Here is a 9,447-nt window from a genome sequence, read left to right on the forward strand (position 1 = left end):
CGGCAGGCGGGAATGGGCGAAGTCACGGGGCAGCCTCCGGCGAGCTCTCGGGACGGAAGGCGGTCGCCTCGGCGGCGTCGATCCAGCCGCTGCCGTCGCGATCGATGGCGGCAAACTGGTCCGCCTCTCCGAGAAATTCGGCGCGGGAGACCGTGCCGTCCTGATTGCGGTCCATCGTCTTCAGCCACGCGGGTCCGGGGCGATCGGGAACGGCGACCAGCGACTCGGGGTGTCCGTGGCTGACGGTGATCCAGACGTGACGCGGAATCCGCGTCCCGTCGAGCCGGCCGTCGGACAAAACACCGAGTCGATCCAGCCGATCGGCCGCTCCGCGGAGCTCCGGGGGGGCGAGTCGACCGTCGCGATCCTCATCGAGGAGCTCGAACACTCCCTGGCCGAGATCGAGGGTCGTCACCAGAAACTGTCCGGCACACAGATCCCGGACGAGGCCCAGCCACGCCTCATGCTCGGCCCGTGAAAGAGCTGCGTCGCCATTGCGGTCCGCGACGTCGAGCACTCTCCGCAGCGACAAATCTTTGACGACCGCGGGACTCTGCGCTGTCAACGCACCGCGTCGATCGGTGTCGGCCTCGTCGAACCGGGCCGCGGCCCGTTGGCAGTGCTCCTTCAGCACGGCGGGGAGCCGCCCGGGATTGGCTGGCAGCGAGAGCCGGAGGCCTGCATCCGGAAGGAGCCGCTCCGAGGCCTCGCGGGAGAGAGCCGGGGCTCCCTGCTCCCAGACGACGTGCCAGGGGACCGAAGGAAGCGTTCGGATTCGTTCCCGGAGCGTCGTCTCTTCGGACGTTCCCTGCGACGCGATGCCGAGCGCTGTCCGCGCCCCAGCCAGAACCGGATCGGACGTTTCTGAAGACGCGGTCAGAGAACGGGCGAGCTCTTGAATCCAGCCTTTGCCCTCAAGGTCGAGGGGCAACAGCGTGATCGAGCGAAACGGCCGAGCGGCCGGCTCCTTGGAAGCGGCGCCGGACTCGCTCCCCCAGGGCTGGAGACGCAGGGTTCCGGCCGCGCCGGGATAACGGGTGCCGGCCACGAGTTCGTCCGGCGTCACCAGTTCGTCCTGGTTGAGATCGAGTGGAGCCAGGGTCTCGCGGGCTCGCTCCAGTTCCCGCCGCGAGACGACTCCGTCGCGATCGGCGTCGAGGCTCCTGGCCAGGGCGGCGTTGAGCGCGGCCACGTCGGGGGCCGTTCCGGTGCCGATCGTTACTTCGGCTCCGCGCCGGCCGTACCACTGGCGGACTTCGTCGGGCGTCAGCCGGCGATCTCCATCGCGATCAAGGGCCTCCCAGTGTTTTCCCAGTCCGGTCGGTGCGAGGAAGGCCCCCCAGAGCAGGCTCCGCAGTTCGTAGTCGGTCGGCAGGCGGCGGGCTTCGGGTTCGGTGAGAGCCCCGTCGCCGTCCCGGTCGTGAAACTCGAACAATCGGTCGAGGGCCCGCCTCCAGACCATCGGTGCCGAGTCTCCGTCGATCGCCAGGGCGAGTTCCACCCGAACCAGTCCGCGAGTTCCGGCCACCAGCAGGCGGGCCGCCTGACGGCTGGACTCAGTCTCAGTGGCCTCCGCTGCGAAAGCGGCCGTGTGGCTCAAGAGCCCCAATAGAAGGAAGGAGGAGCGGAGCATCATCCCAGCACCTCCTCGATCACGGCGGCCGACTGGTCGACGACCCAGATCGGGCGGTTCACGTTCGACAGGTGCGACGTCCGGCAGTCGATGCCGAGCGCCGTGCAGATCGTCGCCAGGACATCCGGGACCTTGACCGGGCGGTCGACGACCGTCGTTCCATCGGGACTCGTCGCGCCGAAGGCCTGACCGCCCCGGATGCCGCCGCCGGCCAGGACCGTCGAAAAGCCCTGGGGCCAGTGGTCGCGCCCCGTCTGGGCGTTAATCCGCGGCGTCCGTCCGAACTCGCCCATCCAGACGACGAGCGTTGACTCCAGCCGGCCGCGGTCCTGCAGGTCCTGCATCAGCGCGGACCAGGCGCGGTCGAAGACCGCCGCGCGCTCCGCGACCTGGGCGAAATTGTTCGCGTGCGTATCCCAGCCATCGAGCGTCACTTCGACGAACGGGACGTCGCGTTCGATGAGCCGCCGCGCGAGCAGGACGCCCTGGCCGAACAGGCTCCGGCCGTAGGCATCCCGCGTCCCCTCCGATTCCCGGGTGAGATCGAACGCCTCCGCGGAGGACTCCTTCATGAGCCTCACCGCTCCGTCGACCGCCGAGAGACCGCTGGCCGCGACTGCGCCGGGACGCGAAGCGGCAAAGCGGCGATTCCTTCGCGACAGGACGTCGAGGCGGGCCGAGGTCTCGGCCGATTCAAGCGGTGCGTGCGGCCGGAGGTTAGCGATCTGAAGCGCCTGCTCGACCGTCGGGGCCGGCTCCTGCCCGAGAACGAGCGGATTGAAGCCGGGGCCGAGGAACCCGCCCGCCAGGTTGAACTCGGTCCCCCGCGGCGGAGCGATGCTGACGTAGTCGGCCAGGTCGCGGACGACTTCAGTCCGGTCCCGGGCCACGAGGGCTCCGAGGGCGGGAAACTGGATCGCGCCCTGCGGCGCGTAACCCGAGCGGAGCAGATGGCTCGCCCGTCCGTGGTCCCCCTCCTTGGTGGTGAGCGACCGGATCACGGCGAGCTGATCGCTCCAACGGGCCAGTTGCGGGAGATGCTCCGAGAGCTCCAGCCCCGGCGTGCGGGTCGCGATCGTCTTCGTCGGCCCTCCGTGTTCGTGGCCCGCCTTGACGTCCCACAGGTCGATCGTCGAGGGGCCGCCGTTCATCCACAGCAGGATGCAGGACCGTTTCCGCTCCGGGCTCGCCGCCACGGCGGAGGCGAGCGGGGCCAGCCACGGAGCGACGGCGGTGCCGGTCGCAACGCGCAGCCAGTGGCGGCGGGAGAGGTTCGACGAACGGAAAGACGAAGGGTGGTTCGACACAGGCAGAGCTCGGTAACGCGTCAGTGATTCGTGCTGAATTCCGTGGAGTTCACCAGGACCCAGAACACCCCTCCCAGATGTTCCGGCGACAGCGAGCCGCGGTCGGGGACGAGCGTTCTCAGCTCCGTCAGCTCCTCGTCCCCCGGGGGCCGGCCGAGCGTGGCGAGGCAAACCCCCTTGAGCTGACCATCGCGGTTGAGGAATGGGGAGGAGGCGATTGCCGTCACGGTCGGGCTGCTGGTCCACTCCCGGCCGAGTGGACCGTTCATCAGCTCCAGCGTCTGAAGAATGGAACGCTGCGCATTCGCCGGCTGATCCGTGGCGAAGGCGGTGACAACGCGCTGCCGCTCCCGCGCGCCGCCGCGGTCGACGGGATCGGCCCGCTCGAACGGGAACCCGGCCGCGGTCCGCAGGCTCGCATAGAGCTGTTCCCCCGACAGGCCACGGACCGCCATTCGGGCAAAGTGGGTGTCGCCGGAGCCGAGGTCCCGCGTCACGATCGCCGCGCTGGAGAGCTGGTAGACCTGGGACGACACGATCGCCCGGGTCAATCGACTGAGGTCGAAGCCCGTTTCGGCAAAGGACCGCGCGAGGTGGTCGAGGAGCGGGGCGTGTTCTGACCGGCTGGCGGCCGACAGGTCGTCGAGCGGCTCGACGAGTCCCCGCCCCAGGAGCGAAGCCCACGTCCGGTTCACCGCGTTGCGGGCGAAGTAGGGATTGTTTCGCGACGTGATCCAGGCCGCCAGGACGTTCCGGCCAGTGTCCCGCTGAAGCGTCGACGGCAGGACCACCGGCTCGTCGCTCAGCCAGCGGGCGGCGACGACCTGGTCCGTCTGCGGGATCCGGATGGTGAGGGCCGTGGGAACGTCCGCCGCCGCGTCCGTCTCCCCTCCCGGTGCGACGAAGAAAGCGGCGAATTCCCAGAACTGCCGGTTCGACCAGCGGGCGAAGGGATGGTCATGGCACTGGGCGCAGTCGAGGTTCACGCCCAGCAGCAGCCGCGACGAACTGGCGGCGAGGTTCTCCGGCTTCCGCTCGCCGACCGCGAGGAAACTCATCGCGGCGGAGGAGGTCTCGCGGTCGCTGTGCGTGGCGGTCAGGAGCTGCGTGATGAGCCGGTCATAGGGGGTCCCCTGCGAGAATTCCCTCTGGAGCCACGCTTCGAACGGGAGGGCGAGGGCCGCATACTCGGCGGCCGAAGCCTGCGGGAGCAGAATCCGCCGCCAGATGTTGGCCCGGTGCAGGCTGTGGGCCGGCGATGCCACGAGACGCTCGATCCAGACCCCTCGCCGCGTGGCCGCGGGAGCCGCGAGGAACTCTCGGACTTCCGCCGAAGTCGGGATCCGGCCGATGACATCGAGCGAGAGCCGCCGCAGGAACACCGCGTCGTCACAGAGGGGCTCGGGACGGATCTTGAGGTCGCCCCAGAGCCGCGCAAAGTGCGCGTCGATCTGATGCGTCATCGGCTCGAGCGCCGCGGGCTCGGCGCTCGGCCCTTCGCCACGCGCGGCGAGGGGCCGGACGAATAACAGCACGAACAGACACACGCAGCAGCGGGCGGGGATCGGACGGGTGGGGGCAGTCGCGAGCGAAGGCACGTCTCAGAACTCTCCTTCGTCGATCACTTCGTTCCCGGCGCGGCTGACGAGGGCGTAGAGCGCCATGTCGTCGATTGTCGACTTCAGGAACCGCACGGCTCCGTCGCACATCAGGGCGTTCACGCCGTTCTCGTGGAACGAGTAGAAGCCGTCCGAGTTGTTGCAGTTCACGCCGCAGGTGGTGGCGTCGGTCTCGCCGTTCTCTCCTCCGGCTCCGCCGCGGCGGCTCGTGCGGATCCACATCGCGTTGTAGGACGCCCACGCGCCGACCCAGCTTCCGTAGGTCTGGTCCTTGTTGTCCGGAAGCCGCTTGCCGTTCTGAAAGTGTCCCCAGCGGGCCGCCTGCTCCGAGATCAGGATCGTCGTGCCGGCACCGTCGGTGATTTGGCTGCGGCGGGGAGTCTCGTTGTACCACGCCAGCGCGCCCAGTTGCCGGCCGGGGGGGAGTCGCTCGTCGAGGTAGCCGCGGGGGACCATGTAGTCTCCGGCCGCCGCGAACTTCTCGGGGTGGATCTCGCCCATGATCTTGAGGGGCCCGACCGGCTTGGCCTCCGGCGAAGCGGGACAGAGGAACAGCGGCACCTGGACCTGGACCACCTTCTGGTTCTCAGGGTCGTACCAGTTCCGCGTGTAGTCGTACTGTTTGGCGAGATCGCCGACATCGAGGTACGGAAGGAGTTCTGCGGTCCATCCGCCGTAGATCGGATCCCAGTGCCCCGCGCGGGGAAGATGGCTGTGGGCGGTCTCGAAGGCGTTGACCCCTTTGCTGAGCGTGACCAGGTTCTTCTCACACTCCACGCGGCGGGCCGCGGAGCGGAGCCGGAGGAAACCGGGAGTGGCGATCACGACGAGGAGGAGCCCGATCACCACCGCCGTGAGGAGCTCGACGAGCGCGAATCCTCCGCGGGCGCTCTCGGACCGTTGTTGCCTGTTCACTCGATTCCCCTCCCCTTTTGTCGCGTCGCGACTTCGTTCTCGCTGGTGCCGCCCCGGACACCCGCAGCCAACCCCGCCTCGGAGCCGGAGCCTGGATGATGGATCAATGCATTCGTGGTGCCGTCTTCGGAAAGACGACCGTTCCTGCCAATCGGACCATCTCCCCGGAGCCGCTGCACACCAGGACAGAATCTCGACTGTCTGGCGAACATTTGTCCGGGGTGTGACGGACGCGGCGAACCGAGTGCCTCGGGTGCCACGGCTCCCACTTCGCCGACGGATCAGGGGACGAGCGTGGAAAACGTCCCGGATACGACTGGGGAGCCGGCCTCACCGCTGGCTGGCCTGATGGGCAGGCTGGCTAACCCCGCGCTAAGAGGGCGCGGGACGGATCGGGCAGGACGAGCATCGAGTTGAAAAGACAGCAATCGTAATGCCACGTCATGTTCGTGCCGACGCTGACTCAATCGCCATCCCGCTCTGCGTGGATCTCCTCCGTGGGATCTCATTCAGGGATCCTGATGGACCGACCTTCTCATTGCCCCAGGGAACATTTCCCGGGTGGTACAGGGAACCGCTCCCCAGGGTCGACCAACTACGATCGGGGTCCAGGGGGTACCCCTGGTGGGGGATGCAAGGGGGCAACGCCCTCTTGCCCGCCGGAGGCCTGGCCGTCGAGAGATGTCTGAAGCGTGCCGTGTCCAAACGCGGACACCGTGTCTTATGCCCCCTCACCAACCCGCGGGGATTCCGTAGCGGGCGGTGAGTCCTCAACGCCGATCACACAAAGGGGACGTCCGTTGTATCCCGCGGTTTCTCACAGGAGTGCCTCCGGCGGCAAGGGGGCGTGGCCCCCTTGACCCCAGGCTGCCGTGGCACGTTGGGTTTGAGCTATGGAAGCTGCTCCGGCAAGGACGCGTTTCGAGACACCCCCGATTGCGAAACCGACACGACGGTGTTGATTCATGCCCGGCTCCCCTGAGACCATGAGACCGATGTCCTGGTCTCTCCGCTATCAGATGATCGTCCCGCTCGCCGCACTCGTGGCGATGCTGATCTTCCACATCTCCAGCATCCGCACGGCACACGAGATGGGACGGCTCGACGTCGCCGAGCGGAGGGAGACCGCGGACCTGGCCCGCACCCTCTCTCCATTGGATGCCGGGCACCTTCGCGAGGAGCTCGAGGCCGCCAAGGCCAGTCGGCCCGGATGGAACTTCGTCGCCTTCCGGGACGCCGACGTCCTGGCCGCGACGCTCCCGCTCGAGGAGCGCGAGCGAGAAGTCCTGGCATCGATTCCCCCGCAGTCGGTCGAGCGGTCCTCGCGGGACATGATCATCGACATGCCGCACTCGTCGGACTACTTCTGGATCACGGTCACGGAAGTGCCGGACTGGCCCGCGGGGACCAAGCTGGTCGGCGTCTATTCCCGCGGGTACGCGCGGGGACTCGACAACCGGATCATCACCATCTCGGAAATCCTCGCCGTCTCGGCGGTCTCGCTCGTGATCCTGGGGGCGGTCTGGTACAGCCACCACCTCAGCCGCCGCGTCGTCCGCATCCAGGAGCAGGTCGAACGGATCGCCGCCGGAGAACTGCATCAACCGGCGGACGAGCAGGGGAAGGACGAGATCGGCCGCCTGGCGAAGTCCGTGAACGCGATGGCCGCCGATCTCGACCGGGCCCGGAAGCAGCTGCGGGACTCCGAGCGGTCCCGCCTGCATGCGCAGCTCGCGGGGGGACTCGGCCACGAACTCCGCAACGGGATCCACGGGGCGAAGATCTCGCTGGAGATTTACCGCGAGCAACTCCCCGCAACCGAAGGACAGACGACGCGGTCGCGGCTGCTCGCGAATGCGCTCCGGCAGCTCGAAGTGACCGGGACGCTCATCAGCCGCTTCCTCGCGATCGGCCGCAAGCCGATGCGGCAGAATCGGACCGCCAAGGAGCTGTCCGACATCCTGTCGGAGACGCAGGCGATCGTGGAGCCGATCGCCCGCCACGGCGAGATCACCTTCGAGAGCCGCGGCGACATCGACGTCCCGTTCCGGATCGACGACGCGGAAGAGTTCCGCGCGGCACTCATCAATCTCTGCATGAACGGCATGGAGGCGGCCGGACGCGGCGGGAAGCTGATCCTGAGCACCGCCATGTCCGACACGGGGGCAACCGTCCAAGTCCAGGACAACGGCCCCGGACCGCCCGATGCGATCGCCGAGACCCTGTTCGAACCGTTCGAGACGACGAAGCGGGACGGGATCGGCCTGGGGCTCGTCCAGGCCCGCGGCGCCGTCGAGGCGGAACGGGGAACGCTGGACTGGCGGCGCGAAGGAGACTGGACCGTGTTCTCGATCCACCTGCCGCGGACGGACCGCGCGGTGCCCGACGCGATCGCGCCTTCGATCGCTCCCGCCGCGGAAGCCCACGTGCTCTCCTGAGGAGCGCGATCTCCCGCGGAGCCCGGTTGTTCCGCGGCCGATTCCCAGACGACACCGGTTGAGCGAAATGGCCGACATCCTGATCGTGGACGACGAACCGGTCCACTGCGACAGCCTCCAGTTGTTCCTCGAAGAGAACGGGCACCGGGTCTCGATCGCCAGCTCGGCCGAACAGGCGTTCGATCTCGTGGAGCGGACACCGTTCCGCGCCCTGCTCCTCGACATCCGTCTTCCGGGACTCGATGGTCTCTCGGCGATTCCGCGTCTGCGGAGCCGGCTGGGGGACGCGCCGATCATCGTCATGACGGCGTTCGGAACGCTCGACACCGCGATGGAGTCGCTGAAGCTCGGCGTCTTCGAATACCTCATCAAACCGTTCTCGCTGAGCGACCTCCGCGGCGTTCTCCGCCGCGCGCTGGCGTCCGAGGCGACCGCACCGGCGGATCCCGTGACTCCCGCTCCGCCCGCCGGCGATGCGGAGGCGCCGGCGATCATCGGCACCTCGCCGGCGATGCAGCGGATCTTCAACCAGATCGCGATGGTCGCCTCGACCGATGTTCCGGTCCTGATCACGGGAGAGAGCGGGACCGGCAAGGAGATCGTCGCCCAGACGATTCATCGGTACAGCCGCCGCGGCGGGTCGCGCTTTGTTCCGGTCCTGCTCGCGGCCCTGAGCCCCGGCCTGATCGAGAGCGAGCTGTTCGGCCACGCGCGGGGCTCGTACACAGGAGCGGAGTCGCACCGGACCGGGCTCCTCGAACAGGCGGCCGGCGGCACCGTACTTCTCGACGAGCTGGGGGACATCCCGCTGTCACTCCAGGTAAAGCTGCTCCGCGCGATCGAGCAGCGCGAGGTGAGCCGCGTCGGCGAGGACCTGCCGCGGCGGATCGACGCCCGCTTCCTGGCGGCGACAAACCGGTCGCTGCCCGACCTGATCGCCCGCGGCCTCTTCCGCGAGGACCTCTACTACCGGCTCGGCGTCTACCATATCGAGCTTCCTCCCCTCCGCGACCGCCGCGAAGACATCCCGGAGCTGGCGCGGCACTTCCTGTCGCGAGTCAGCGCCCTCCATCCGAGCCGCGGATTCTCGTCGGCGGCGATGGACGAACTCCTGAACCGTCCCTGGCGGGGGAACGTCCGTGAACTGCGGAACGCGGTCGAGCACGCGGCGCTCGTCTCGCGGGGAACGCTCATCGCGCCGAGTCATCTCCCGCTTCCGCTCGGCGGGCTGCCGCCGCGGCCCTCCGGCTCCGGCGTCTCGATGCGGAGCGAAGTGGAACGCTGGCTGAAGGAACGGATCGCCAACGAAGACCCGCAGACCTGGAAGGCCCGGCTCCACGGGGAACTCCTTACGGAAGTCGAGGACGATCTCATTGAGCTGACGATGCGGCTCTGCCAGGACAACCAGTCCGCCGCCTGCCGGGTTCTCGGCGTCGATCCCAAGACGCTCCGCTCCAAACTCGCCACCGCGTCTCTCAAGCGGCGGACCTGAAGACGCCGTGAGTGTCGGGCTCCCGACAAGCATCCACCGCGAT

At 68.3% G+C, this 9,447-nt stretch carries 6 protein-coding genes; 2 read left to right on the forward strand and 4 right to left on the reverse strand.

What is annotated here, in order from left to right:
* Positions 1-22: 22 nt before the first annotated feature.
* The 4 genes from VT03_RS14580 to VT03_RS14595 are packed head-to-tail and all read right to left on the reverse strand — an operon-like array spanning position 23 to position 5,474.
* Positions 23-1,636: an EF-hand domain-containing protein gene (locus tag VT03_RS14580; RefSeq protein ID WP_075093647.1), complete on the reverse strand. Its 1,614-nt coding sequence runs from the start codon at positions 1,634-1,636 to the stop codon at positions 23-25.
* On the reverse strand, positions 1,633-2,940 hold the full coding sequence (locus tag VT03_RS14585) for a DUF1501 domain-containing protein (protein ID WP_075093648.1): 1,308 nt from the start codon (positions 2,938-2,940) through the stop codon (positions 1,633-1,635). The genes VT03_RS14580 and VT03_RS14585 overlap by 4 nt, the downstream gene beginning before the upstream one ends.
* Positions 2,941-2,960: 20 nt before the next feature.
* On the reverse strand, positions 2,961-4,538 hold the full coding sequence (locus tag VT03_RS14590; RefSeq protein WP_156514499.1) for a DUF1549 domain-containing protein: 1,578 nt from the start codon (positions 4,536-4,538) through the stop codon (positions 2,961-2,963).
* A gap of 3 nt (positions 4,539-4,541) precedes the next feature.
* Positions 4,542-5,474 carry a DUF1559 domain-containing protein gene (locus VT03_RS14595; RefSeq protein WP_075093649.1) on the reverse strand — a complete coding sequence of 311 codons (933 nt, stop codon included), beginning with the start codon at positions 5,472-5,474 and terminating at the stop codon, positions 4,542-4,544.
* 995 nt (positions 5,475-6,469) lie between these two features.
* Between VT03_RS14595 and VT03_RS14600 the strand changes: the two genes are divergently transcribed.
* Together VT03_RS14600 and VT03_RS14605 are read left to right on the forward strand one after the other, a co-directional pair.
* Positions 6,470-7,912 carry a sensor histidine kinase gene (locus tag VT03_RS14600; protein ID WP_075093650.1) on the forward strand — a complete coding sequence of 481 codons (1,443 nt, stop codon included), beginning with the start codon at positions 6,470-6,472 and terminating at the stop codon, positions 7,910-7,912.
* A gap of 67 nt (positions 7,913-7,979) precedes the next feature.
* The gene (locus VT03_RS14605; RefSeq protein ID WP_075093651.1) at positions 7,980-9,404 is read left to right on the forward strand and encodes a sigma-54-dependent transcriptional regulator; all 1,425 of its coding nucleotides are present in this window, start codon (positions 7,980-7,982) and stop codon (positions 9,402-9,404) included.
* Positions 9,405-9,447: the final 43 nt, after the last annotated feature.

Source organism: Planctomyces sp. SH-PL14, assembly GCF_001610835.1.
Taxonomy (GTDB): Bacteria; Planctomycetota; Planctomycetia; order Planctomycetales; family Planctomycetaceae; genus Planctomyces_A.

Excerpts from the sequence above, each read along its gene's own strand:
- VT03_RS14580 (WP_075093647.1), bottom strand. The coding sequence starts at position 1,636 with ATGATGCTCCGCTCCTCCTTCCTTCTATTGGGGCTCTTGAGCCACACG.
- VT03_RS14600 (WP_075093650.1), top strand. The coding sequence starts at position 6,470 with ATGTCCTGGTCTCTCCGCTATCAGATGATCGTCCCGCTCGCCGCACTC.
- VT03_RS14605 (WP_075093651.1), top strand. The coding sequence starts at position 7,980 with ATGGCCGACATCCTGATCGTGGACGACGAACCGGTCCACTGCGACAGC.